The organism is Shinella fusca, assembly GCF_014203155.1.
GTDB lineage: Bacteria > Pseudomonadota > Alphaproteobacteria > Rhizobiales > Rhizobiaceae > Shinella > Shinella fusca.
This window is the reverse complement of record NZ_JACHIK010000004.1, coordinates 91,452-115,966: the sequence shown is the minus strand read 5'-3', so window position 1 is coordinate 115,966 and position 24,515 is coordinate 91,452. Positions and strand designations below refer to the sequence as shown.

The following is a 24,515-nucleotide window of genomic DNA, read 5'->3' as shown; positions in this document are numbered from 1 at the left end:
CCATGCTGAAATTCGTTCGAAAACGCGCTGTGGCCAGTCTGATCTCCCTCGTCGGGCTGATCGTCATGGTCTTCTTCCTGTCCCGCCTGACGGGCGATCCGGCCGCGCTCTTCCTTCCGGTCGAGGCGTCCGCGGAAATGAAGCAGCAGTTCCGCGAACTGCACGGCCTGAACGATCCGCTGCTGGTGCAGTTCGCCCACTATGTCGGCGACGTGCTGACGGGCGACCTCGGCGAATCGCTGCGCAAGGCGCGGCCGGCGCTGGACGTCGTGCTGGAGGCCTTCACCTGGACGCTCTGGCTTGCCGTCATCACCATGAGCCTCGTCACGGGCGCGGCCATCCTCGTCGGCTCGCTTGCCGCCTTTCGCGCCGGCGGCTTCTTCGACCGCCTCTCCTCGATCATCTCGCTGATCGGTGCTTCCGTGCCCGATTTCTGGGTCGCCATCGTCGCGATCGTCGTCTTCTCCGTGAACCTCGCCTGGCTGCCGACCTCGGGCACCGGCTCGCTGCTGCACTGGATCCTGCCGATCGCGGTCCTGTTCATCCGTCCTTTCGGCATCATCGTGCAGGTGGTGCGCGGCTCGATGATCGGCGCCCTTTCGTCGGCCTATGTGAAGACGGCCCGGGCCAAGGGCGTCAAATCGCGCTCGATCATCTTCGTCCATGCGCTGCGCAACGCCATGCTGCCGGTCATAACGGTGATCGGCGACCAGGCGGCGAGCCTCCTCAACGGCGCGGTGATCGTCGAGACGATCTTCGGCTTTCCGGGCGTCGGCAAGCTGATGATCGATTCCATCCTCCAGCGCGACTTCAACGTCGTGCTCGCCGCGATCCTCGTCACGGCGCTGGCGATCTTCCTCATGAACCTTCTGATCGACCTTGCCTATGCGCTGCTCGATCCGCGCATCCGGCATTGAGGAGGCGGAAATGACCCTTCAGACCGATACCATCCTCGCCGACGAACCGAATTTCGCAACGCGCATGGTCCGCATGCTGCTTGCCGACAAGTTCGCGCTCTGCGCGGCGATCTTCCTCGTCTTCATCGTGATCCTCGCCATCGTCGGGCCGAGCTGGCTCGGGGAGCTGGCGACCAAGCAGAACCTTCGCGGCCGCAACGCCGCGCCCTTCGACTGGGAGCGCGGCTGGGTGTGGTGGATGGGCGCCGACGCGCTCGGCCGGCCGCTGCTCGCCCGCATCGTCGTCGCCACGCAGAACACGCTGATGGTCGCCGCCGGCGCGGTGGCACTCTCGGCCGCCGTCGGCACCTTGCTCGGGCTCGTCGCCGGCTTTTCCTCGCCGCGCGTCAACCAGGTGATCATGCGGCTGGCGGACGTCATCATGTCCTTCCCCTCGCTGCTGATCGCCGTGATCGTGCTCTATATCCTCGGCTCGTCCATCCTCAACCTGATGCTGGTGCTGGCGATCACCCGTATCCCGGTCTATCTGCGCACGACGCGGGCCGAGGTGCTGGAAATCCGCGAGCGCATGTTCGTGCAGGCCGCCCGCGTCATGGGCGCGTCCGACCGGCGCATCCTCTTCCGGCACATCCTGCCGGTCGTGCTGCCGACGCTGACGACGCTCGCCACGCTCGACTTCGCCTATGTGATGCTGGCCGAAAGCGCGCTCTCCTTCCTCGGCATCGGCATCCAGCCGCCGGAAATCACCTGGGGCCTGATGATCTCGCAGGGCCGGCAGTATCTCACCAATGCCTGGTGGCTCTCGTTCTGGCCGGGCCTTGCGATCATCCTCACCACCATGTCGCTCAACATGCTTTCCAACTGGCTGCGCATCGCGCTCGATCCGGTGCAGCGCTGGCGTCTCGAAATGAAAGGCCGCAAGAATGGCTGACCATCTCCTGGAAGTGCGTAACCTCTCGGTCGAGTTCCACACCGCTAGCGGCGTGGTCCATGCCGTGCGCGACATCTCCTACCATCTCGACCGCGGCGAGACGCTGGCGATCCTCGGCGAGAGCGGTTCGGGCAAGTCCGTCTCCTCCTCGGCGATCATGAACCTCATCGACATGCCGCCGGGGCGCATCACCTCAGGCGAAGTCCTGCTCGACGGCGTCGACCTCTTCAAGCTGCCGCCGCACGAGCGGCGCGCGGTGAACGGCCGGCGGATCGCCATGATCTTCCAGGATCCGCTCAGCCATCTCAATCCGGTCTATACGGTCGGCTGGCAGATCCGCGAAGCGCTCACCACCCACGGGGCGGACGCCGCCACCGCGGCAGCCGAGGCGCTGCGGCTCATGACGCGCGTCGGCATTCCCGAGCCGGAACGCTCGCTCGGCAAGTATCCGCATGAATTTTCCGGCGGCCAGCGCCAGCGCGTCATGATCGCCATGGCGCTGGCGCTGCGCCCGGACCTCCTGATCGCCGACGAGCCGACCACCGCGCTCGACGTCACCGTCCAGGCGGAAGTCCTCGCCCTTCTTGAGGAACTGCAGGAAGAGACGGGCATGGGCGTCCTCATCATCACGCACGATCTCGGCGTCGTCGCGGAGATCGCCGACCGCGTCGTGGTGATGGAGAAGGGCGTGCTGGTGGAGGCCGGCACGGTGCGCGAGGTCTACAAGAACCCGCAGCATCCCTATACGAAGAAGCTGATCGCCGCCGCGCCCGGCAAGGGCGAGATGCACGCGCCCGCCGCCCGCGCCGAGCCGGTCCTTTCCGTGCGCGACGTGCGCAAGACCTACGGCTCCTTCGAGGCGCTGAAGGGCGTCTCCTTCGACCTCATGCCCGGCGAGACCATGGCGGTCGTCGGCGAGAGCGGGTCGGGCAAGTCGACGCTCGCCCGCATCCTCCTGCGGCTCGACGAGCCGGACGCCGGCACCGCGCACTGGAAGGGGCGCGATCTCTTCACCCTGTCGCCGGCCGAGCTCTACAAGCTGCGCCGCGACCTCCAGATGGTCTTCCAGGACCCGACCCAGTCGCTCAACCCGCGCATGACGGTCTTCCAGCTCATTTCCGAGGCCTGGGTCATCCACCCGGATATCCTGCCCAAGGCGAAATGGCGTGAGCGCGTCGCCGAACTCCTCGTGCAGGTGGGCCTCGGCCCGGAGCACATGGGCCGCTACCCGCACCAGTTCTCCGGCGGCCAGCGCCAGCGCATCGCCATCGCCCGGGCGCTCGCGCTCGAACCGCAGCTCATCATCTGCGACGAGGCGGTCTCCGCGCTCGACGTCTCGGTGCAGGCGCAGGTGATCGAGCTGCTCGACAAGCTGCGCCGCGAGATGGGCATCGCCTTCATCTTCATCGCCCATGACCTGCCGGTGGTGCGCGATTTCGCCGACCATGTGATGGTCATGCAGAAGGGCGATATCGTGGAGCTCGGCACGGTGCGCGCGGTCTTCGAGACGCCGCGGCAGGAGTACACCCGTGCGCTCCTTTCCGCCGGCCTCGACCCCGATCCCGACGTCCAGGCCGCCCATCGCGCCGCCCGCCTTCAACGCGCCGCCTCCTGAGCGCGCCCGAGCCAAAGGAAGACCGATGACCAAACAAGCCTTCGTCGCCCTCGTCACCTGCTTCAACGAGGACGAGACCGTCAACTATCAGGCGACGCGCGCGCAGGTCCGCCGCCAGGTCGAGGCCGGCAACAACATCATGTGCGCCGGCACCAACGGCGACTTCTCGGCACTCACCTTCGAGGAGAAAGTGCGCCTGACGGAGGAGGTCGTCGACGAGGTGGGCGGACGCGTCAGGGTCATCGTCAATGCCGGCATGCCCGCGACCTTCGAGACGCTGAAGCTGGCGCGCGAATTCGACCGCATCGGCGTGACGGGCATCGCCGTCATCACGCCCTTCTTCATCGCCTGCACGCAGGACGGCCTCATCCGCCATTTCTCGACGGTCGCCGATGCGGTGACGACGCCGGTCTATCTCTATGACATCCCGGCCCGCACGCAGAACCACATCGAGCCGGAGACCGCGCGCACGCTCGCCGGCCACGGCAACATCGCCGGCATAAAGGATTCCGGCGGCGCCAGGGAGACGCTGGAAGCCTATCTCCAGGTGGCGAAGGAGGTGGACGGCTTCGAGGTCTATTCCGGCCCGGACCATCTGGTGCTCTGGGCCTTGCAGAACGGCGCGGCCGGCTGCATCTCCGGCCTCGGCAACGCCATGCCGCAGGTGCTCGCCGATCTCCTCAAGGCCTACAACGTGGGCGACATTGCGCAGGCGGAAAAGCAGCAGGCGACCTTCGCCGCCTTCCGCACGGATCTCTATGCCCTCGGCTTCGCCCCGGCGATGGTCAAGCGCGCGCTCTACCTGCAGGATTCTTCCGTCGGCGCCAGCCGCCAGCCGGCCCTTCTGCCGAATGCGGAGCAGGACGAGAAGATCGCCGGCATTCTCCGCCGCTACGGCCTCCTCTGAGCCGTCTTTTCCGGCCGGGATGACGGGCGCCGAAGGGCGCCCGCCCGGGCGGGAACGGGCACGTTCCCGCTCCACCGCCACCCGTTAAGTGGTGGATAAATATCAAGTTTTAAAAAGTTCCCCGATCGTATTGATCCGCCCGGCAGCGCTCTATGTAGAGTTCTGGCAGGCGTCGAGAATCCGCTTTTCGCGCTTGCGCGCAGATGCAACACACCATGTTCCGCGGATTGGAAAAATGCGATTTTTTGCCGTTTTGCTTCCCATGACGCTCGCCTTCGCCGCCGGGTCCGGCGCTCTGGCACAGGATGCCGGGAAAGGCCAGCAAGTCTTCAACAAATGCAAAGCCTGTCACGTCGCCGATGAGGACACCAACAAGGTCGGTCCCTCGCTGAAGGGCGTCATCGGGCGCACGGCCGGCACCCATGCCGACTACAGCTATTCCCCCGCGATGAAGGATGCGGGGGCGAACGGCCTCGTCTGGAACGACGAGACGCTGACCAAGTACCTTCGCAAGCCGAAGGATGTCGTTCCCAAGACCAAGATGGCCTTCGCGGGGCTCAAGAAGGACGAGGACATCGCCAATGTCATCGCCTACCTGAAGCAGTTTTCCCAATAGAAATCCCGTCAGCGCCCCAATGAAATCAGGAGGTGGGAGATGATGAACGAGCAACCCTTTATCGGGATGAGCCGGCGCAGGCTCTTGCAGATGATCGGGCTTACGGCCGGCACGGCCGCGATGTACCAGGCGATGACCACTCTGGGCCTTGCCGCCGAGTCCGGCTACAAGGGGCCGGTGAAGCTGGAGGGCGACCCCAAGGGGGCGTCCGTCCTCATCCTCGGCGCCGGGCTTGCCGGCATGCTGGCGGCGATGGAAATGCGCCAGGCCGGCTACAAGGTCAAGATCCTCGAATACAACAACCGCGCGGGCGGGCGGAACTGGACCATCCGCGGCGGCGACACCGTCACGGAACTCGGCGGCTTCACGCAGAAATGCGAGTTCGACGAAGGGCTCTACATCAATCCCGGCCCGTGGCGCATTCCCTATCACCATAACGGGCTGCTCGCCTACTGTCGTCGGCTCGGCGTGCAGCTCGAGCCGTTCCAGCAGCTCAACCACAATGCGTTCCTGCATTCCACCAAGGGCTTCGGTGGCAAGCCGCAGCGCGTGCGCGACGTCAAGATCGACTTCCAGGGCCACGTCTCCGAGCTTCTGGCCAAGGTCGTGCAGAAGGGCAAGCTGGAAGAGGGCGTCGGCAAGGAAGACCAGGAAATGCTCCTGGAGGCGCTTCGCTCCTGGGGCGCGCTCGACAAGGACTACAGCTACGCCAAGGGCGCTGTCTCGGGCGAGTTCCGCGGCTATGCGAAGGATCCCGGCGGCGGCCTCGGGGCCGAGCCGGTGCCCGGCGAGCCGCTCGCCTTCAACGACCTGCTCTCCTCCGGCCTGTGGGGCTCGCTCGCCAATTTCGCGCTGTACGAGTTCCAGACGACCATGTTCCAGCCGGTCGGCGGCATGGGGCGGATCGGCGATGCCTTCGCCAAGGAGGTCAAGGACCTCATCACCTTCAACGCCAAGGTGGTGAAGATCGAGCAGGGCGACAAGGGCGTGACCGTGACCTACGAGGACGCGCAGAAGCCCGGCGAGACCCGCACGGAGAGCGCCGACTGGTGCGTGTGCACCATTCCGTTGACGATCCTCAGCCAGATCGACATCCAGGTCTCCGACAAGATGAAGGCCGCCATCGGGGCGGTGCCCTACGCCTCCTCGGTCAAGGTGGGCCTCCAGATGAAGCGCCGCTTCTGGGAGGAGGACGAGCTGATATTCGGCGGCGTCACCTATACGGACCTGCCGATCACCAACATCTCCTACCCGAGCACCGACTACAACAGGGGCGGCAAGGGCGTCCTCCTCGGCTGCTATACCTGGAACGGCCCGGCCTCCTACGCCTTCACGGCGATGAAGCCGGAGGACCGCGTCAAGGCGGTCGTCGAGCAGGGCACGATCATCCACCCGCAATACAAGGACGAGTTCGAGAACGGCGTGTCCTGGGCATGGCACCGTTCCCCGTTCACGCTCGGCTGCGCCGGCGACTGGACGGAGGAGGCCCGCAAGCAGCACTACGACAACCTCTGCCAGATCGACGGCCGCATCGTCCTTGCCGGCGAGCATGCGTCCTACATCCCGGCCTGGCAGGAGGGGGCGATCCTGTCCTCGCTCGACGCCATCGAGCGCCTGCACAAGCGGGTGATGCAGGGATGACGCGCGCCCGTTCAATCGACCTCGAGGATTCAGTGAGGGATTCTGCCATGTCCAATCACAGAAAATACACGCTGGGGCTCGCAACGCTCCTTGCCGCCGGCCTTTCCGCCGGGACCGCGCTTGCCGATTCCGCCGGCGCGACGCCTGCGCGCTCGGATACGGTCACGCAGAAGACGGGCGAGGATATCTACACCCATGTCTGCCAGGCCTGTCACATGCCGGAAGGAGAGGGGGCGGTCGGCGCGGGCAAGTATCCGCCGCTCGCCAAGAACGAGAACCTCGAATCCGCCGGCTACCCGATCTACATCATCCTGCACGGCCAGAAGGGTATGCCCCCCGTCGGCGAGATGATGTCGGACGAGCAGGTGGCGGCCGTCGTCAACTACGTGCGCACCCATTTTGGCAACGACTACAAGGATGCCGCGACGGCCGAGGACGTGAAGGACGCAAGATAGGAGCATCGACATGAAATTTCTGACCGGCGCTATCGTGTTCGGGACACTGGCGATGGCCGCGGCCGGCGCCTCGGCCGCGGAGGTGGTGCGCCACAAGATACCGGGCTCGGATTTCCCCATCGCCCAGGCCGTCGAGGTTCCGGCCGGCATGACGACGGTCTATGTCAGCGGGGCGCTCGCCTCCGTCGCCGACGAGAAGGCGCCGAAGGGTTCGGTGGAGGCCTACGGCGATACCAGGACGCAGACCGTCTCCGCGCTGCAATCGATCGAGAAGACGCTTGGCGGCATGGACCTCAAGATGAGCGACGTGGTGAAGATGCAGGTCTTCCTCGTCGGGGACCCCGGCAAGGACGGCAAGATGGACTTCAAGGGCTTCATGGAGGGCTATACGCAGTTCTTCGGCACGAAGGACCAGCCGAACCTTCCCGCGCGCTCCGTCTTCCAGGTCGCGGGGCTTGCCGGCCCCGGCTTCCTCGTGGAGATCGAGGTCATCGCCGCGCGCCCCTGAGAAGGGGCGCTTCAGCCGAAGCGCTGAAGCGCCGCCGTGAAGACATCCGTATCGACATTGCCGCCGGAGGCGACGGCGATGACCGTGTCGCTCTCCAGCGCCTTGCCGTGGAAGAGCGCGGCGGCGAGCGCCACCGCCCCGCCGGGCTCGACGACGATCTTCAGCCGCTTGAAGGCGAGCGCCATGGCGCGAAGGGCTTCGTCGTCGGAGACCGCGATGCCCGCGCCGGCAAGCCGCGTCAGGATCGGGAAGGTGATCTTGCCCGGCTCCGGCGTGACGATGGCATCGCAGATCGAGCCCGACAGCGCCGCGTTGCGCACGACCTTGCCCGCCGCCAGCGAACGTGCCGTGTCGTCGAAGCCTTCCGGCTCGCAGGTGCGCAGCGTCAGGCTTGGTGCGCTGGCTTCGAGCGCGAGCGCAATGCCCGCGCTCAGCCCGCCGCCGCCGCAGGGCACCAGCACCTCCGCAGCCTGCACGCCTTCCTCCTCCGCCTGTTCGGCAAGCTCCAGCCCGACCGTCCCCTGGCCGGCGATGACGAGGGCGTCGTCGAAGGGTTTGACGAGCGTAAGGCCCCGTTCCCCGGCGATCCGCGCGCCGATTGCGTCGCGGTCCTCCTTCGCGCGGTCGTAGAGGACGACCTCGGCGCCGAGGGCGCGGGTGTTCTCGATCTTCAGCCGCGGGGCGTCGGAAGGCATGACGATGACGGAGGGAACGTCGTGGCGAAGGGCCGCGAGCGCGACGCCTTGCGCGTGGTTCCCCGAAGAAAAGGCGATCACGCCGCGTTTGCGGACCTCCGGCGCAAGCCCGGAGACGGCAGACCAGCCGCCGCGGAACTTGAACGAGCCCGTATGCTGCAGGCATTCCGCCTTCACGAGGACCCGCCGTCCGGCCATCTCGTCGAGGAAGGGCGAGGAGAGGAGCGGCGTGCGGCGCGCCTCACCGCGCAGGCGGGCACGGGCGGCGACGATCATTTCGATGGAGGTCATGGGCGGACTTTCGGCTGGTGGGACGACCGATACATAAAAGGGCGCCCCATGCTTGGGAACGCCCATTCTTGTCACGGTGACAGCGGGCTAGCGGCGCCCGAAGGACAGGAGCTCGCGGGTATAGGCCTCGGCGGGCGCGCGGATCACCTCTTCCGTCCGGCCGAATTCCACGACGTCGCCGCGGCGCATGACGAGGAGCGTGTCGGAGATATGCGCGACGACCTTCAGGTTGTGCGTCACGAACAGCATCGACAGGCCGCGGCTCTCCTTGAGATCGGCAAGGAGGTTGAGGATTTGCGCCTGCACGGAGACGTCGAGGGCGGAGGTCGGCTCGTCGAGGATCATCAGGCCGGGTTCGAGCGAGAGCGCGCGGGCGATGGCGACGCGCTGGGCCTGGCCGCCGGAAAGCTCGCGCGCACGGCGGTCGAGGAAATCGGCCGGCAGGCCGCAATCGGCAAGAAGCCCGGCGATCTTCTCGCGCATCGCCGGCCCCTGCCGTTCGCCCTGCGCCAGCATGGGCTCGGCGACGATCTCGGCGATGGTGAGGCGCGGGCTCAGCGACAGGAACGGGTTCTGCGAGACGACGCCGATCTTCTGGCGCGCGCGGCGCAGCGCATCGCCCTTCAGCGCCAGCCAGTCCTCGCCGTCGAGGCGGATCGCGCCGCTTTCGACCGGCAGCAGCCGCAGGACGGCGCGCAGCAGGCTGGTCTTGCCCGAGCCGCTTTCCCCGACGATGCCGAGGGTTTCCCCTCGGACGAGGCGGAAGCTCGCGCCGTTGACGGCCGGCTTTAAGCGCGGGGCGAAGAGGCCGGCGCGGTAGCGGATGACGAGATTGTCGATATCGAGCATCGGGGTCGCGCTCATGCCGCATCCTCCGGCAGGTGGCAGAGCCAGCGATGGGTGCCGCGCACGCGCTCCGGCGGCGGCTCGGCGGCGCAGACCGGCATGGCCTGCGGACAGCGCGGGGCGAAGGCGCAGCCGGCAATGGCCGAGCGCGGCGGCGGAATGGAGCCCTCGATGGCGGCAAGCCGCGCGCCGTGCGGCGCGGCATCGGGAAGGGCGGCGAGAAGCGCACGCGTATAGGGATGGCCGGGGCGGTTCAGCACCGCCTCGACGGGGCCTGTCTCCACCGAGCGGCCGGCATAGAGCACCGTCGCCCGGTCGCAGGCCTCGGCGATCACGTCCATGTCGTGGGTGATCATCAGCACGGTGAGGCCGCGTTCCGCGACGAGCCGGCGCAGAAGCGCCAGCACCTGTGCGCCGACGGAGACGTCGAGCGCCGTGGTCGGCTCGTCGGCGATGAGGAAATCGGCGCCGGTCGCCAGTGCCTGCGCGATGACGACGCGCTGCTGCATGCCGCCGGAAAGCTGGTGCGGGTAGCTTTTCAGCACCCGCTCGGGATCGGGAAGGCCGGTCGCGGCAAGGAGCGAGGCCGCCTCCGCGCGCCGCGCCTTGCGGGGAAGGTCGCGGTGGGCGCGGATCACGTCGTCCATCTGGCGGGCGATGGAGAGAACGGGGTTGAGCGCGGCGGCGGGGTCCTGCGAGATGAGGCCGATGTGCCGGCCGCGCAGGCTCTGTGCCTTCTCGCGCAGGTCCTCGCCATCGAAATGGAAGCGCTCGGCGGTGATGCGCGCGCCCTTCGGCACGAGGCCGAGCACCGCCATGCCGGTCATGGTCTTGCCGCAGCCCGATTCGCCGATGACGCCGTGGATCTCGCCGCGCTCGATTTCGAGGCTGACCGAGCGCACGGCATGGACGTCGCCGTCCGGCGTCGGGATGGAGACGGATAGGTCGCGGATATCAATGAGAGGCACGGGCGGCACCTCCCTTGCGCTCGCGAAGCGCGTCGCCCAGCACGGAGAAGGCGAGCGCCACGATGAAGATCGTCAGGCCGGGCATGGCCGAATACCACCAGCGCGCCGGGAAGAACTTGCGCCCCGCATCGACCATCTGGCCCCAGTCGGCGGTGGGCGGCAGCACGCCGAGGCCGAGGAACGAGAGGGCGGCGGCCGTCAAAAGCGCCGGGCCGACGTCGAGCGCGGCCTGCACGGTGAGCGGCCGGCCCGTCGCCGGCAGGATGTGGCGCAGGATGATGCGCGGATGCGAGACGCCGGCAAGGCGGGCCGCCTCCACATAGGGCTGGCCGCGCAGCACCAGCACTTCCGCGCGGGCAAGGCGGGCATACCAGGGCCACCAGGTCACGGCGACGGCGATGATGCTGTTGAGGAAGCCGGGGCCGAGCGCCGCGGCCATCAGTACGGCGAGCAGCAGCGCGGGGAAGGCGAGGAAGACGTCCGTGCCGCGCATCAGCGCCTCGTCCACCCAGCCGCCGAAATAGCCGGCGGCAAGGCCGACCGGCAGGCCGATGAGCAGCGAGAAGGCGACGATGAGGACGCCGTTCGTCAGCGAGACGCGGGTGCCGTAGATGATGCGGCTGAGGATATCGCGGCCGAGATGGTCCGTGCCGAGCCAGTAGTCCGCCGATGGCGGCCGGAGCTTGGCGATGACGTTCGGCGCGCCGGCGCCCTGCGCCGGATAGGGCGCGATCCACGGCGCGAGGATGGCGACGAGGACGAAGAGCACGACGATGCCGAGGGCGAGGGTGCCGGGCCAGCCGAGGCGGTGGACGAGTTTCGTCATGACAGCGCCACCCGCGGATCGACCAGCGCCTGGGCGATGTCGATGAGGAGGTTCATCGCGACGTAGCAGATCGTCACGACCATGGTGACGGCGGCGATGACCGGGAAGTCCTTGGCGAGGATCGCCTCGGAGACGTAGCGGCCGAGGCCCGGCCAGGCGAAGATGATCTCGACCAGCACCGCGCCGGTGAGCGCATAAGCGAAGGAAAGGCCGATCACCGTCAGCGCCGGGCCCATGGCGTTCGGCAGCGCGTGGCCGAAGAGGATGCGCGGCTCGGAAAGGCCGAGCGCGCGGGCGGCCACCACATGGCGGCGCTCGAGGATCTCGATCATCGCCGAGCGCGTCAGCCGCATGGCGACGCCGGCCGGATAGGAGGCGAGGGTGAGGGCCGGCAGGATGAGGTGCTTCACCGCGTCGACGAAGGCGTCGAGCCGCCCTGCAAGCAGCGCGTCGATCATGGCGAAGTTGGTGACGACGGGCAGCGGCGCGGCGATCGAAATCTCGCGCGACAGGCGCCCGGAAAGCGGCAGGATGCCGAGCCATTGCGCGAAGACGAGCTGCAGCAGCATGGCGAGGAAGAAGGTCGGCATGGCGACGGCGGCGATGGAGCCGAGGCTGCCCAGCCTGTCCGGCCACCGCCCCTGCCGCGCGGCCGCGACGACGCCGAGCGGTATGCCGATGAGGAGCGCAAGGCCGGTGGAGAAGACCGCAAGCTCCAGCGTTGCGGGAAGATAGGCCCGCAGGTCCTCGGCGATCAGCCGGCGCGACTTGTAGGAGATGCCGAAATCGCCCGACGCCATGGCCCCGGCGAAGGTGGCGAAGCGCGCGGGCAGCGGCGCGTCGAGATTGAGTTCCTGCCGCGCCTTCTCGATCTGCTCGGCCGTCGGGCGCGGGCCGGCATAAAGGGCCGCCGGGTCCGAGGGAACCACCTGCGCCACGATGAAGACCAGAAAGGTCACGCCCACCACCACGAAGGCGGAGAGGATCATGCGGCGCAGAATGTAGCGGAGAAGTTCCATCAGCGGGCCGATCTTGGACAGGACAAGGATGCGCGGTCAGCGTGGAGAATACCCCCTTCTGGCCTGAAATCGCAGATGAAGACCCTCTCTGCCTGCCGGCATCTCCCCCACAAGGGGGGAGAAGGGCTGGCAGCACGCTTTTCCCTCAATTCTTGAATGCCGAGAGTGCCGCGCGTTAAGTCCCTCCCCCTTGTGGGGAGGGGTTGGGGAGGGGTCTTCAGTCCATGGGCGACGCGGCACGCACCCCCATCCAGTCTCCCCCCTTGAGGGGAAGATGGCCGGCAGGCCAGAGGGGGGTGCGGGAGCGTCATCGGCGGTTACCGGCTCAGTTCGTTGACGAAGGCGACGTGGCCGTAGGCCGGGTTGTCGGCGTAGCCCTTCACGTCGGAGCGGACCACATGGATGTTGGGCTGGTCCAGCATGAAGATGGCCGCCGCATCCTCGATGATCGTGCGCTGCGCCTCGATGAAGAGGGCTTCGGCGCGGGCGCGGTCGGTGCCGGAGAGCTTGGCCGCCTCGTCGATCTTCGCATCGACCTCAGGGTTCGAATAGTAGCCGAGATTGAAGTTGGGCTTCTCCTCGCTGTGGAACAGGTTGAAGAGATAGTCGTAGGGCGTCACGAAGGTCGGCCACCAGAACATGACGAAGATGTCCTGCGCGGCCTTGGGGTCGGACTTGCCGAGCTGCCACTGGGCTTCCCAGGCCATCGGCTGGAGCGTCAGCGTGATGCCGAGTGTTTCGAGATTGGCTTTCCAGAGTTCGCCGGCGACGGCTTCGAGCGCCTGCGAGGTGGAATAGGTCATGGTGAGTTCGAGGCCCGGCTCGATGCCTTCCTCGGCGAGCAGCGCCTTGGCGGCTTCAAGGTCCGTCTTCGGGATCGGCGCGTCGGCGTCATGGCCCCATATGCCGGCCGGCACGACGCCCTTGGCGCGCGTGCCGAAGCCGCTGGTGCCGGCGGCGATCACGTCGTCATAGGGGAAGGCGAGCGACAGCGCCTGGCGCACCTTCGGCTTGTCGAGCGGGGCGCGCTTGACGTTGTAGAGGCCGAACAGCGTCTCGAAGGAGGGATTGACCACGACGTTGAGGTCCGGATTGGATTTCAGCGCCTCCAGGTTCTCGTAAGGAAGGCTGTAGGTCCAGTCGGCCTGGCCGCTCTCGATCATGTTCTGGGCGAGCGTCGCATCCTCGACGATCTCGAACGAGACGGTCTGGAACGCGCCTTCCGGCACCGTGCCCCAGTAGCCTTCCGCGCGTTCCAGCACGGCGCGCTGGCCGGGCTCGTAGCGCGAGATCTTGAACGGACCGGTGCCCGCGTCGTTGCCGGCGTTGAACCAGGCATTGTCCTTGTCGAGCGAGGAGGGGGCGTAGATCCAGGCGGCAAAGCCCGCCGAGGCGATAAGGTCGAGCGGCTGCGGCTCGGAGAGCGTGAAGACGACCTTCAGCGGCTCGGGCGTCTCGATGGAGGCGACCGGCCCCCAGATGAAGGAGGCGCCGCCGCCGATCTTGCGCGTGCGCTCGATGGAGCCCTTGACGGCTTCCGAGGTCAGCGGGCTGCCGTCGTGGAACTTGACGCCGTCGCGCAGGGTGAAGGTCCAGGTCTTGCCGTCCTCGCTCACCTCCCAGGAGGCGGCGAGCAGCGGTTCGATCTTCGCCTCGCTCGTCTCGGTCGCCGGGATATAGCGGGCAAGGCTCTCGTAGACATTGGCGAGCACCGCGCCGTCATTGGAGAAGGACGTGGCCGGGTCGAGGTCGGGGAAGCTGGTCGGGCAGGCGAGGGTGAAGATGCCGCTGCCTTGCGCCATGGCGAAATTCCAGCGTGCGGTGGTGGCCGCGAGCGCGGCAAGGGCAGTCGTCTTCAGGAAATTGCGGCGGTTCATGTCGGTCTCCCTTGGAGGTTGGCTGGGGTCGGACGGTCAGGCGTCTTCTTCATATTGCGGCACGGCTGGCGCGTCGGCGGAGACGCCCATCGGCACGAAGTCGAAATCGTAGCCGAAGGCCCGCGGGCCGACGGATTCGAGCGCGATCTCGCTGCGCAGCAGCACCGGCGCGGGCATGGAGAGCACGTCGATGCGCAGGCCGTAGCGCAGCTCCTCCGTGCCGATGGCGCGGCCGGTCTCCGAATCCACGATGCAGATGAGGTCCGGCACCATGGTGATGATCCTCTCGCCCTCGCGCGCGATGAGATATTCGTTCTGGATCTCGATGGCGATCGAGCGGCCGGCATCCTCGTCGAGGCCGGCGACGGTCAGCGTGCCGCGGTTGAAGCCGGCGGCGATGCGCCGGGCGATGTCGGTGACCTTGCCGCGCATCAGCCGGACGCCGCCGGACTGCTTCAGGATCGCCTCGACCGGGTCTTCCTTGGCGGCGCGTGCGTTCAGCACGGCGTTGCCGAGGCTCCAGGCCTGGCTCGTCGTGTGCGGCACGCCGAAGCGGCGCACGAAATCGCCGGACATGGGGGCCGTCGTCATCAGCGCCGTGCAGCCCATGGCGATGGTGCTGGCGCGCAGCAGCTTTTCCAGCATCTTCGGCGTCGTCGCCTCGGTGACGATCAGGACGTTCCCGTCGGCATCGGCGAGCGCTGCCGGCTGCACGGCCTGGCCGTGGATGAAGAAGGTCGTCATCTGCACTTCCGGGAAGGCGCGGCCCATGCCGTCTGCATCCACCACCGGCAGGTCGACCATGGCCGCCGTCAGCATCGGCGCGATGCCGTTGCCCCCGCCCACCTCGTCGCCAAGCAGCGCATCGACCTTGCGGCCCATGTGATGCTCGAGCGCCCGCATGAGGCGCACGCCCTCGGCGCCCTCGGCGATCTTCTCGATGCCGACGGTCGGCGCGCCGATGCCGCCGATGCCGATGATCTGTGCGTCCGGGTCCATGTCGGCCGGGCGCACCATGCGGATGCGCTTGCCCTCGCGCAAAAGCGCCTTGGCGCGCAGCGAGCCGTGATAGGTGCTGCCGCCGCCGCCGGTGCCGAGAATGCCGCAGCCGACGGCGATGCGGTCGATATCCGCTTCGGTGAGCGTCCAGTATTTCATGCCCTGAGTTCCCCGATGACCTTCGCCGCGACGCGCACGGCATTGCCGGGCAGGTAGGCGAGCGGCGTTTCCTCGATTTCGGCGAGCGTGACCGTCTCTGCCGCGGCGCCCGCCTCGACGGCGCGCGCGCGCGCCTCGGCGACGACGGATTCCAGCGCGATCTCGCGCGTCGTGCCTTCCAGCGAGACGACGCTGTCCACCTCGCCGGAGACCTGCGCGATGGCCGCGCCGATGGCGTTGGCCGAGCCGAAATGCTCAGGCTTCAATGAGACGGTGGTGCCCTCCAGCAGCCCGTCGACGAGCACCGAGCCGCCGCCGACGAGGATGGCCGGGATCGGCTCCGCGCTCGGCTTCATGCGGTCCAGCACCGTCTCGATGCTGGCCTTCATCTGCGCCAGCATCTTTCGGGCGAATTCGGGCGTGATGTGGGAAAGGCGGCTGCGGTCGCCGAGGTCGACGAGGCCGGCGGCAACGGCGATATCGGTCGCCGTCAGGGTATCGCCGCCGAAGCAAAGCGCCTTTTCCGGCAGGCGGAAGCCGACCGAATCCGGGCCGACCGTGGGCCTGTCGCCGGGGCGCACGATGCTGCCGCCGCCGAGGCCGAAGGAATAGACGTCCGGCACGCGGAAGTTCGTCGGCACGCCGCCGATCATCGCGCCTTCGCTGCGGGTGCGCGGGAAGCCGGCGACCAGCATGCCGATATCGGTGGTCGTGCCGCCGATATCGATGACGGCCGCATCGGAAAGCCCTGTCAGGAAGGCGGCGCCCCGCATGGAATTGGTCGGGCCGGAGGCGATGGTGAAGACCGGGTAGCGTTCGGCGAACTCGGCGGCCATCAGCGTGCCGTCGTTCTGCGTGAGGTAGAGCGGGCAATCAAGGCCGAGCGCGGAGAACGCCGAGCGGAAGGCGCCGACCGTCTCGCGGCCGAGCGTGTGGAGGCTGGCGTTGAGGATCGTCGCGCTCTCGCGCGGCAGGAGGCCCGTGCGGCCGATGCGGTGCGACAGGCTGATCGCTACGCCCGGCATTTCGTCCGCGACGATCTCGGCTGCCTCGTTCTCCATGCGCGGGTCGACCAGCGCGAAGACGGAGCAGATGGCGACGGCGGAGATGCCGCGCGCGTGCCAGTCGCGGCAGGCCGTGCGGATCGCATCGCCGTCGAGCGGGGCGATTTCCGAGCCGTCGTAGTTGACGCCGCCGCCGACCAGCGCCGCGCCGCCGTCCACGATGGGACGCAGCGTCTCCGGCCAGTCGATCATCGGCGGCAGCGAGCGGGTCGAGGCGCCGCACAGGCGCAGGATGCCGACCTTTTCGAGATGCCGGCCTTCGACGACGGCATTGAGGAAATGCGTGGTGCCGATCATGACGGCATCGACCGAGCCGGCGGCAACGCCCGCCTCGGCGAGCACGGTGCGGATGGCCGCAGCGACGCCCGAGGTCACGTCCGCCGTGGTCGAGGACTTCACCGTCGCCAGAACCTCCGTGCCGCGCAGCAGCGCCGCATCCGTGTTGGTTCCGCCCACATCAACCCCGATGCGAAGCATGGGTCATCCTTTCTTCTTGCCGCCGAGGTCCGTGCCGCGGCTGATCGCGGTCGTCCTCGTGCCGAATACCTTGTAGAGCCTGAGGACCACCGAACTCGTCACGCGCTTGACGCCGGGCAGCTTGCCCAGCTCCTGGTCGATGAATTCGAGCAGCGCCGCATGGTCGGCGACGAAGAGCGAGGCGCTGAGGTTCGCCGTGCCGCTGGTGGCGGCGAGATAGCCGATTTCCTCATATTCGCCGAGCTGGATGGCGACGTCCTCCAGCTTGCCCGGCTCGACCTCGATCAGAAGCTCCACCTGCACGTCGCGCCCGAGCGCCACGGGATCGGGAATGGCGCCGATCACGATCATCTTCGCCTGTAGCAGGCCTGCGATGCGGTTGCGGATCGTGCGTTCCGAGACGCTGCCGATCCGGCCGGCGATCTCGGCCGCCGAAAGGCGCCCGTCCTCCGACAGGTAGCGGATGATCTCGCGGTCCAGGTCGTCGACGATGTAGCGCTGGCTCATGCGGCGGTTCCATTTCAGCCTCAATGAAGCCAGTAAGTTTCCGAAACGGAATTATGTCAAGAATATTTCAGCCAGATCGGGATAAAATTGTCAAAAATGTTCCGAAACATGGCCGGATCGGCAGATTGTTACCGAAACGGCAACATCGATGCGCGCCGAAGGGGAGGGCGGACGGTATACAAAGTTTGTCTGCCCCCATTGGTCCGGATGCTGTGTAAGGTTTTCCCAATCGAGCCGGAGGCTTGGCCGCGAAGGCCGTGTGCCGGCTTCTTCATGCCCTTGGGGAAAACCATGGATCTGCAAAAGATCAAGACGCTTCTCGATTTCGTCGGGCGCTCGCACGTCTCGGAACTGACGGTCAGCGAGGCGGGCACGACGGTCGTCATCCGCAATCCCCCGCGCGAGGCGACGACCAGTGCTCCCGCACTCGCTGCCGCTGAGCCGCAGGCGCCCGTCGCGGCAGCGGCGGCCGGCGAGGATGAGGCGGCGGAGGGCCGGATCGTGCGCTCGGCCATGTCCGGCGTCCTGCATTGCGCGCAGAGCCCCGGTGCGGCGCCCCTGGTTGCGGCCGGCGACCGGGTCGAGGCCGGGCAGGCGCTCTGCATCATCGAAGCGATGAAGGTCTTCACCACGGTATCGGCCCCCGTTGCCGGCGTGATCAAGCGCATCTTCTTCGAGGACGGGCAGGAAGTGGGCTTCGGCGATCCGCTGGCGGAGATCGGCTGATGGCCTCGCCCTTCACCTCCGTGCTGATCGCCAATCGCGGCGAGATCGCCGTGCGCATCGAGCGCGCCTGCCTGGAACTCGGGCTGCGGCCGGTCCTCATCGCCTCCGAGGCGGACCGGGCCGGGCGCCCATCGCCCGCCGCGGGCGGTCCGCTTTCCATCGGGCCTTCGGCGCCGGGGCGCAGCTACCTCAACCAGGCGGCGCTCCTGCTGGCGGCGCGCGTGACGGGCGCCGAGGCGGTGCATCCGGGCTACGGGTTCTTGTCGGAGAACGCCGATTTCGCCGAGGCGGTGGAGGAGGCGGGCCTCGTCTTCATCGGTCCGCCGGCATCCGCGATCCGCACCATGGGCGACAAGATCGCCGCCAAGCGGGCGATGATGGCGGCGGGCGTGCCCTGCGTGCCGGGCCCGGGCGAGCCCCTGCCGGAAGACGCCGGGGCGGTGCGCGCCATCGCGGAGGAGATCGGCTATCCGGTCATCGTCAAGGCGGCCGGCGGCGGAGGCGGGCGCGGCATGCGCGTCGTGCGCGAGAGCGCCGAGGTGGCCGATGCCATCGCCATCACCCGCGAGGAGGCGCGCCGCGCCTTCGGCAAGCCGGAGCTCTACATGGAGAAATTCCTGGAGCATCCGCGCCATGTGGAATTCCAGGTGCTTTGCGACAATCACGGCAATGCCGTCTGGGTCGGGCACCGCGACTGCTCCGTGCAGCGCCGGCACCAGAAGGTGGTGGAAGAGGCGCCCGCGCCCGGCATCGCGCCGGAGCTCGCCGAGCGGATCGGCGCGCGCTGCGCCGAGGCCTGCCGGCAGATCGGCTATCGCGGTGTCGGCACGTTCGAGTTCCTCTACGAGAACGGCGAGTTCTATTTCATAGAGATGAACACGCGCCTGCAGGTCGAGCACCCCGTCACGGAAATGACGGCCGGCGTCGACCTCGTGCACGAGCAGTTGCGCGTGGCGCAGGGGGAGGTGCTGGAGACGGGCCGCTTTGCCGGCACGGCGCAGGGCCATGCCTTCGAGTGCCGCATCAATGCGGAGGACCCCGCCACCTTCGTCGCCTCGCCGGGCCTCATCACCGACGTGCATTTCCCGTCCGGGCCGGGCGTTCGCGTCGACAGCCATGTCTCGGCCGGATACCGCGTCTCGCCCTATTACGACTCGCTGATCGCCAAGCTGATCGTCCACGCCCCGACGCGGGCCGAAGCGATCGGCCGCATGCAGGTCGCGCTGGCGCAAACGCGCATCGAGGGCATCGCCACCAATCTTCCGCTGCACGAACGGATCTTCGCCGATCCCGATTTCGTGCGCGGCTGCGTCGACATCCATCATCTCGAAAAGCGTCTGAGGGAGGAACCCCGTGGCGAAGCGTGACCGCGCGACAGGCGGAGAGGCGATCGGCGATTTCTCCGATCCGGTCCTCATCTCCACGCTCACCGGCTGGCTGGAAGCCTCCGGCGCGCGCGAACTGGAAATCACCACCGCGGACGGCCGGGCGCTGAAGATCGTGCTCGCCGCCGGCCGGCCCGTCGCAAAACTGTCCGAAGCCGCACCGGAACAGCCGGCGGGCGGCCCCGAGGCCCATGCCGTCAAGGCGCCGCTTGCCGGCATCTTCCAGGACAGGCATCCGGCCGCCGCCGGGCCGCTTGCCGAAGAGGGGCTTTCGCTCACGGCGGGCGCTCTTGCCGGCTTCGTCGAGGTCGGCCCCGTTCTCCTGCCGGTGCGGGCGAGGGAGGCGGGCGTGGTTATCGAGGTCCGGGCCCGGGCCGGCGATCTCGTCGGCTACGGCGATACCATCCTGCTGACGGAGGCTGCCCGATGAGCGTCCTGCAAACGGCGGCCTTCCCGTCGCCCTCCGCCGTCGTTCCCGATACGGACGGGCTGGCGAAGATCTCCGCCATCGGCACGCGCGCCTTCCTCGTCGAGGCGCCCGGCGCCTTCGACCTGCCGAACCAGCGGCGCATCTGGGCGCTCTCCCATGCGCTGGAGGCGCGCGGGGAGATCGCCGAGATCGTCCCGGGCATGACGAACCTCCTGGTGATCCTGAAGGAGACGCCGGACGGGCCGGAGGGCATCACCCATCTGCTGCAGGAAGAATGGCGGCGTGCGCAGGGTGTCGACCTTGCCGGCCGCGAGATCGAGATCGCCGTTACCTATGGCGGCGAGCACGCAAGCGACCTGCCGGCGCTCTGCGACCTGTCGGGCCTTTCCGACCGGGAGGTGGTGCGCATCCATCATGAAGGCACCTACCGGGTCTTCGCGCTCGGCAGCGCGCCGGGCTTCGGCTACCTGCACGGGCTCGATCCGCGCATCCACATGCCGCGCAAGACCGTGCCCTCGCTGAACATGGTGCGCGGCTGCGTAACCATCGGCGGCATGCAGACGGGCGTTGCCGTGCTGACGGGCCCGAACGGCTGGAATTCCATCGGCTTTGCCGAGCTGCAGATGTTCGACCCGCTCGCCGCCGCCCCGGCCGTGATGGCTCCCGGCGATACCGTGCGCTTCCGCCCCGAAAGGATCGAGCTGTGATCGAGATCGCCGCGACCGGCCCGCTGAACACCATCCAGGACCTCGGCCGCCCCGGCTACCGCAATGTCGGGGTGACGGGCTGCGGGGCCATGGACCCGCTGGCGCTCACCATCGGCAATATCCTCGTCGGTAACGCGCCGGAGGCCGCCGGGATCGAGGTGCAGACCTTCCCCTTCCGCCTGCGCTTTTCGGAGCGCTCGGCCTTCGCCGTCACCGGCGCGGACTGCCGGGCGAAGCTCGACGGCGTCGATCTGCCGCCCTGGTGGGCCGCCGAAGCAGAGGCGGGTCAGGTGCTGGAGCTCTTCCCGCCGCTCAAGGATGCACGCACCTATTTCAGCCTTGCCGGCGGCGTGGATGTCGCCCCGGTCATGGGTTCGCGCAGCACCTCGCTGCGCGGCGGCTTCGGCGGGCTGGACGGGCGGGTGCTCGCGGCGGGCGACCGTCTCGAAACGGGTGCCGCTACCCCGCTCTTCCTGCCGAAGGACGGGTACGGCGTCGTGCCGCCTTCAATCGCCCTGAAGGACGTCTTTTCTTCCGCCGACGGCGGGGCGCTGGTCATCCGCGCCCTGCCGGCCGGCGAGCACGACCTGTTCGGCGCCGATGCCGAGCGTTTCTGGACCCAGCCGTGGAAGATTTCCGCGCGTAGCGACCGCACCGGCTACCGGCTGAGCGGCGATCCGATCCATCCGATAGAGACGGTGGAGATGCGCTCGCACGGCGTCGTGCCGGGCGTCGTGCAGGTGCCGCCGGCGGGCGAGCCCATCGTGCAGATGAGCGATGCCAACACGGCGGGCGGCTATCCCAAGATCGCCGGCGTCATCGAGGCCGATCTGTGGCGGCTCGGGCAGGCGCGCATCGGCTCGCTGCTGCGCTTCGTGCCGGCAACGCACGGCGAGGCCAAGGCCGTCGAGAAGGCGCTTGCCGCCTATGTCGAGGACGTGCGGCGGACCGCCCGGCTGGTCGCCGGGGCGCTTGCGGCCTTCGCGTAAGAAAAGGAGCGTTTCATGCAGGTGGATCTCAATTCCGACATGGGCGAGGGCTTCGGCCCCTACAGGCTCTGCGACGACGAGGCGATGATGGACGTCGTCACCTCCGCCAACATCGCCTGCGGCTTCCATGCCGGCGATCCCGACACGATGGTGCGCATGGTGCGCCTCGCCAGGGCAAGGGGCGTCGATATCGGCGCCCATCCCGGCCTGCCGGACCGGCAGGGCTTCGGCCGCCGCGAACTTCCCTTCGGGCCGGACGAGCTGCGCCAGCAGATGCTTTACCAGCTCGGCGCGCTGACGGCCATCGCCAAAGCCGAGGGTGCTATGGTCTCCCATCTCAGCTTCCATGCGGCCATGGGCAACATGGTCAACCGCGATCCGGCGCTCGCCGCCGCCATGATGGAGGCGATCCGCGCCGTCGATCCCGGCCTCATCGTCTTTGCCACGGCCGGTAGCGTCATCGAGCGCGCCGCCATCGAGACCGGCCTGAAGACGCTGACGCTCTTCCTCGCCGACCGCGCCTATGACGCCAGGGGCGCGCTCGTGCCGCGCGGCCAGCCGGGCGCGCTCGTCAAGGACGAGGCCTCGGTGCGCGCCCGCGTGCGAAAATTCCTCCTCGACGGCACCGTGACCGCCATCGATGGCACCGTCGTCCCCATGCGCGCCCGCTCCATCCTCGTGCACAGCGATACGCCCGGTTCGCTCGACCTCGCCCGCACCGTGCGCAGCGAGATCGAGGCGGCCGGCGGCGCGGTCACGCCCGTCTCGAAACTCCCGCGATGAACCTTGTCTCCGCCCTATCGAAAGCAACGACCATGCCCGCCATTGCCGACCGCCTGAAGAACGTCTCCGTCTCCGCCTCCGCCGCCATGACCCAGCGTGCCCGCGACCTTGCGGCCAAAGGCATCAGGGTCATCAGCCTTTCCTCCGGCGAGCCGGATTTCGCGACCCCCGCCAACGCCATCGAGGCGGCCCATGCCGCCGCCCTTGCCGGCGACACGAAATATCCGCCGCTCGACGGCACGCCGGCCCTGCGGCAGGCCATTTCCCGCAAATTCAAGCGCGACAACAATCTCGACTACGATCCGTCCGAGATCATCGTTGCCGGCGGCGGCAAGCAGATCATCTTCGATGCCGTGCTCGCCACCTGCAATCCGGGCGACGAGGTCGTCATCCCCGCTCCATCCTGGATCAGCTATGCGGATATCGTGAAGTTCGCCGGCGCCGTGCCGGTGCCGGTCGCCTGCCCGCAGCAGAACGGCTTCAAGCTGCGTGCGGAAGACCTCGATGCGGCGATCACCCCGCGCACCAGATGGCTCTTCCTCAATTTCCCGAACAACCCGACGGGCGCGGCCTGCTCGCGCGCCGAGATGAAGGCCATCGCCGAGGTGATGCTGAAGCATCCGCATGTCTGGATCATGACCGACGACATGTACGAGCACCTGATCTACGACGGCTTCGAGTTCTGCACCATCGCCGAGGTGGAGCCGCGCCTGAAGGACCGGGTGCTGACCGTCAACGGCGCCTCCAAGGCCTATGCGATGACCGGCTGGCGCCTCGGTTTCTGCGGCGGGCCGAAGGACCTCGTCAAGGCGATCAGCAACGTCAACGGCCAGAACAGCGGCGGCACCTCGACCATCACCCAGGCCGCCGTCGCCGCCGTGCTCGACGGGCCGCAGGACCTCCTGAAGGAGCGGGCGGCGATCTACCGCAAGCGGCGCGATTTCGTCGTGGATCGGCTCGGCGAGATCGAGGGCATCCGCTGCCACAAGCCGGAAGGCGCCTTCTATGTCTTCCCGAATATCGCCGGGCTCATCGGCCGGACCAGCAGGGGCGGGCGGAAGATCGAGACCGACACGGATTTCGTCCTGGCGCTGCTCGACGAGCATCATGTCACGACCGTGCAGGGCGCGGCCTACGGCATGAGCCCGTTCTTCCGCATCTCCTATGCGACGAGCATGGAACAGCTCGACGAGGCCTGCGGGCGCATCGCCGAGTTCTGCGCGGGGCTGCGTTAAGCCTCGCCCTTGAGGCGGGCGGTCAGTTCCATCAGGATCGACCGCACCGCCAGCGCAGGCTCGGAAAGCTCGCTCTGGTCGGAAACGCACAGCGACAGCGTCTCCTCGATGCGCGGCGTGACGACGCGCGAGACGATGGGTTCCGAGGTCTCCGCGACGATGCGCTCCGCGATGGCGCGGGGCATGATAGTCGCGCCGACGCCGCGGCTGACGGCCCGCCCGAGCGTGCGGACGATCTCGACCTCGGCCACGACGTTCAGCGAGAGCCGGCCGCGCGTGAAGGCGAGGTCGATGGCGCGGCGCACGAAATTGTAGGGCGGCGGCAGGAGGAGCGGCAGGTCGTTGAGCGCGCCGACCGGCAGCGGCGCATCGCCCGGCTCGATGCCGAAGTCCCGGTGCGCGACGAGGTGGAATTCTTCCGTGAAGACGGGCTCGAAGCGCACGCCCTTGATCGGCCCGGTGCCGTGGATCAACGCCATTTCCAGCCGGCCATTCATGATCATCTGGCTATAGGTCTGGCCGACGCTTTCGGTGAGGTGGAGGAGGATGCCGGGATGACGCTTGCGCGTTTCGGTGAGAAGATCGACGGAAAGCGTCGCCGCGCTCGAAAAGGGCACGAGGCCGACCGAGACGCGCCCGACCAGCGTGGAGCCCGCGGCCGTCACGTCGGCCTGCGCCTGCTCCATCTGGCGCAGGATGATCTGGGCGTGGCGGTAGACAGCCTTGCCCGCCTCCGTCATCGAGACGCCCTGCTGGCTGCGGATCAGGAGCTTCTGCCGGAAATGATCCTCCAGCGCGGCAAGCTGCTGGCTGAGCGCCGGCTGGGCGATGTGCAGCACGTCCGCGGCGCGGGTGATGCTGCCGGTGTCGACGATGACGATGAAGGATTTGAGACGCCTGATATCCATATGCCCAGCCTGCCCTTTTCGAACGGCATGTTAC

25 protein-coding genes are annotated in these 24,515 nt (G+C 67.9%); 15 read left to right on the top strand and 10 right to left on the bottom strand.

The annotated features are described in order from the left end of the window. Window positions 1–2 precede the first annotated feature (2 nt). The 8 genes from HNQ66_RS07595 (at window position 3) to HNQ66_RS07560 (ending at window position 7,590) form a co-directional block, all read left to right on the top strand. A complete protein-coding gene (locus HNQ66_RS07595) occupies window positions 3–917 on the top strand; it encodes an ABC transporter permease (protein WP_184142535.1) in 915 nt (304 codons plus the stop codon). 10 nt (window positions 918–927) lie between these two features. Further along, window positions 928–1,848, top strand: a complete 921-nt coding sequence (locus HNQ66_RS07590) for an ABC transporter permease (protein WP_184142532.1) — start codon at window positions 928–930, stop codon at window positions 1,846–1,848. Continuing rightward, a complete protein-coding gene (locus HNQ66_RS07585) occupies window positions 1,841–3,463 on the top strand; it encodes a dipeptide ABC transporter ATP-binding protein (protein WP_184142529.1) in 1,623 nt (540 codons plus the stop codon). Before HNQ66_RS07590 ends, HNQ66_RS07585 begins: the two co-directional genes overlap by 8 nt. Window positions 3,464–3,488: 25 nt before the next feature. Next, complete coding sequence (locus HNQ66_RS07580) at window positions 3,489–4,370, top strand: dihydrodipicolinate synthase family protein (protein ID WP_184142526.1); 882 nt, start codon at window positions 3,489–3,491, stop codon at window positions 4,368–4,370. A 235-nt stretch (window positions 4,371–4,605) separates the two neighbouring features. Further along, a complete protein-coding gene (locus tag HNQ66_RS07575) occupies window positions 4,606–4,986 on the top strand; it encodes a c-type cytochrome (protein ID WP_184142524.1) in 381 nt (126 codons plus the stop codon). Between the two features lie 39 nt (window positions 4,987–5,025). Beyond that, complete coding sequence (locus HNQ66_RS07570) at window positions 5,026–6,627, top strand: flavin monoamine oxidase family protein (protein ID WP_246434231.1); 1,602 nt, start codon at window positions 5,026–5,028, stop codon at window positions 6,625–6,627. Window positions 6,628–6,674: 47 nt separating this feature from the next. Continuing rightward, on the top strand, window positions 6,675–7,082 hold the full coding sequence (locus tag HNQ66_RS07565) for a c-type cytochrome (RefSeq protein ID WP_184142521.1): 408 nt from the start codon (window positions 6,675–6,677) through the stop codon (window positions 7,080–7,082). Between the two features lie 10 nt (window positions 7,083–7,092). Next, window positions 7,093–7,590, top strand: a complete 498-nt coding sequence (locus HNQ66_RS07560; RefSeq protein ID WP_210308706.1) for a RidA family protein — start codon at window positions 7,093–7,095, stop codon at window positions 7,588–7,590. 11 nt (window positions 7,591–7,601) lie between these two features. Here HNQ66_RS07560 and HNQ66_RS07555 read toward each other — a convergent pair whose 3' ends face one another. The 9 genes from HNQ66_RS07555 to HNQ66_RS07515 form a co-directional block, all read right to left on the bottom strand. After that, window positions 7,602–8,576 (bottom strand): threonine ammonia-lyase, encoded by a 975-nt coding sequence (locus HNQ66_RS07555; protein WP_184142518.1) that lies wholly within the window; start codon window positions 8,574–8,576, stop codon window positions 7,602–7,604. A gap of 87 nt (window positions 8,577–8,663) precedes the next feature. Further along, complete coding sequence (locus tag HNQ66_RS07550) at window positions 8,664–9,440, bottom strand: ABC transporter ATP-binding protein (RefSeq protein WP_184142515.1); 777 nt, start codon at window positions 9,438–9,440, stop codon at window positions 8,664–8,666. Continuing rightward, on the bottom strand, window positions 9,437–10,390 hold the full coding sequence (locus tag HNQ66_RS23760; RefSeq protein WP_184142512.1) for an oligopeptide/dipeptide ABC transporter ATP-binding protein: 954 nt from the start codon (window positions 10,388–10,390) through the stop codon (window positions 9,437–9,439). Before HNQ66_RS23760 ends, HNQ66_RS07550 begins: the two co-directional genes overlap by 4 nt. After that, entirely contained in the window at window positions 10,377–11,216 is an 840-nt protein-coding gene (locus tag HNQ66_RS07540) for an ABC transporter permease (RefSeq protein ID WP_184142509.1), read from the bottom strand. The genes HNQ66_RS23760 and HNQ66_RS07540 overlap by 14 nt, the downstream gene beginning before the upstream one ends. Next, window positions 11,213–12,235 carry an ABC transporter permease gene (locus HNQ66_RS07535; protein ID WP_184142506.1) on the bottom strand — a complete coding sequence of 341 codons (1,023 nt, stop codon included), beginning with the start codon at window positions 12,233–12,235 and terminating at the stop codon, window positions 11,213–11,215. The genes HNQ66_RS07540 and HNQ66_RS07535 overlap by 4 nt, the downstream gene beginning before the upstream one ends. Before the next feature lie 317 nt (window positions 12,236–12,552). Continuing rightward, window positions 12,553–14,112, bottom strand: a complete 1,560-nt coding sequence (locus HNQ66_RS07530) for an ABC transporter substrate-binding protein (protein WP_184143271.1) — start codon at window positions 14,110–14,112, stop codon at window positions 12,553–12,555. 36 nt (window positions 14,113–14,148) lie between these two features. Continuing rightward, complete coding sequence (locus HNQ66_RS07525; RefSeq protein ID WP_184142503.1) at window positions 14,149–15,270, bottom strand: DUF917 domain-containing protein; 1,122 nt, start codon at window positions 15,268–15,270, stop codon at window positions 14,149–14,151. Continuing rightward, window positions 15,267–16,811, bottom strand: coding sequence for a hydantoinase/oxoprolinase N-terminal domain-containing protein (locus tag HNQ66_RS07520; RefSeq protein ID WP_184142501.1), 1,545 nt, complete (start codon window positions 16,809–16,811; stop codon window positions 15,267–15,269). The genes HNQ66_RS07525 and HNQ66_RS07520 overlap by 4 nt, the downstream gene beginning before the upstream one ends. Window positions 16,812–16,814: 3 nt before the next feature. Beyond that, a complete protein-coding gene (locus HNQ66_RS07515) occupies window positions 16,815–17,318 on the bottom strand; it encodes an Lrp/AsnC family transcriptional regulator (protein ID WP_184142498.1) in 504 nt (167 codons plus the stop codon). Between the two features lie 291 nt (window positions 17,319–17,609). Between HNQ66_RS07515 and HNQ66_RS07510 the strand changes: the two genes are divergently transcribed. The 7 genes from HNQ66_RS07510 to HNQ66_RS07480 are packed head-to-tail and all read left to right on the top strand — an operon-like array spanning window position 17,610 to window position 23,573. Next, entirely contained in the window at window positions 17,610–18,044 is a 435-nt protein-coding gene (locus tag HNQ66_RS07510; RefSeq protein WP_184142495.1) for an acetyl-CoA carboxylase biotin carboxyl carrier protein, read from the top strand. After that, window positions 18,044–19,411 carry an acetyl-CoA carboxylase biotin carboxylase subunit gene (locus HNQ66_RS07505; protein WP_184142492.1) on the top strand — a complete coding sequence of 456 codons (1,368 nt, stop codon included), beginning with the start codon at window positions 18,044–18,046 and terminating at the stop codon, window positions 19,409–19,411. Before HNQ66_RS07510 ends, HNQ66_RS07505 begins: the two co-directional genes overlap by 1 nt. Further along, a complete protein-coding gene (locus tag HNQ66_RS07500; RefSeq protein ID WP_184142489.1) occupies window positions 19,398–19,859 on the top strand; it encodes an acetyl-CoA carboxylase biotin carboxyl carrier protein in 462 nt (153 codons plus the stop codon). Before HNQ66_RS07505 ends, HNQ66_RS07500 begins: the two co-directional genes overlap by 14 nt. After that, a complete protein-coding gene (pxpB, locus tag HNQ66_RS07495) occupies window positions 19,856–20,566 on the top strand; it encodes a 5-oxoprolinase subunit PxpB (RefSeq protein WP_184142486.1) in 711 nt (236 codons plus the stop codon). Before HNQ66_RS07500 ends, pxpB begins: the two co-directional genes overlap by 4 nt. Then, complete coding sequence (locus HNQ66_RS07490; RefSeq protein WP_184142473.1) at window positions 20,563–21,555, top strand: 5-oxoprolinase/urea amidolyase family protein; 993 nt, start codon at window positions 20,563–20,565, stop codon at window positions 21,553–21,555. The genes pxpB and HNQ66_RS07490 overlap by 4 nt, the downstream gene beginning before the upstream one ends. Window positions 21,556–21,570: 15 nt before the next feature. Further along, the gene (locus tag HNQ66_RS07485) at window positions 21,571–22,338 is read left to right on the top strand and encodes a LamB/YcsF family protein (protein WP_184142470.1); all 768 of its coding nucleotides are present in this window, start codon (window positions 21,571–21,573) and stop codon (window positions 22,336–22,338) included. A gap of 32 nt (window positions 22,339–22,370) precedes the next feature. Next, the gene (locus HNQ66_RS07480) at window positions 22,371–23,573 is read left to right on the top strand and encodes a pyridoxal phosphate-dependent aminotransferase (protein WP_184142467.1); all 1,203 of its coding nucleotides are present in this window, start codon (window positions 22,371–22,373) and stop codon (window positions 23,571–23,573) included. Here HNQ66_RS07480 and nac read toward each other — a convergent pair. Further along, window positions 23,570–24,481, bottom strand: a complete 912-nt coding sequence (nac, locus tag HNQ66_RS07475; RefSeq protein ID WP_184142465.1) for a nitrogen assimilation transcriptional regulator NAC — start codon at window positions 24,479–24,481, stop codon at window positions 23,570–23,572. The two genes, HNQ66_RS07480 and nac, sit on opposite strands and share 4 nt — an antisense overlap. Window positions 24,482–24,515 lie beyond the last annotated feature (34 nt).